Genomic DNA, 547 nt, shown 5'->3' on the forward strand with positions numbered 1-547 from the left:
ACGCTGATGCGCTCGGCGGCGTCGTTGCCGTTGGAGCCGACCTGGAAGGTGCCGTTGTAGGTACCGTCCAGCAGCTTCTGGCTGCCGAAGGACGTGGTGTCGGAGATCCGGTCCAGCTCGGTCTTCAGAGCCTGGAACTCCTTGTCGGCCGCCTCCTGCGCCTTGGCGTCCTGGGAACCGCCGTTGGCCGACTGGACGGCCAGGTCACGCATGCGCTGAAGGATCGCGTGCGTCTCGGTGAGCGCACCTTCAGCGGTCTGCACGACCGACACACCGTCCTGCGCGTTGCGCACGGCGACCTTCAGGCCACCGGTCTGGGCGCGCAGGCCCTCGCTGATGGACAGACCCGCCGCGTCGTCGGCCGCACGGTTGATCCGGAAACCGCTGGACAGCTTCTCCAGCGACTTCGACATCGCACCGTCGTTGACCGACAGGTTGCGGTAGGCGTTCATCGCGCCGATGTTCTGGTTGATACGCAGACCCATGATGATCTCTCCTTAGCGGGGTCGTGCCGGTCCGTCCGTGGCCCGGTCTGCCTCATCCATCG

The 547-nt window shown here is 66.2% G+C and carries 1 protein-coding gene; it reads right to left on the reverse strand.

Going from position 1 to position 547, the window contains the following annotated elements; all coding sequences use genetic code 11:
- Positions 1 to 485: flagellin N-terminal helical domain-containing protein (locus tag ABD823_RS34510; RefSeq protein ID WP_486352092.1), on the reverse strand; the 485-nt coding region annotated here is incomplete at its 3' end.
- Between the last annotated feature and the right edge of the window lie 62 nt (positions 486 to 547).

The sequence above is a fragment of the Planomonospora alba genome, assembly GCF_039534085.1.
In the GTDB taxonomy this organism is placed as follows: Bacteria; Actinomycetota; Actinomycetes; order Streptosporangiales; family Streptosporangiaceae; genus Planomonospora_B; species Planomonospora_B alba.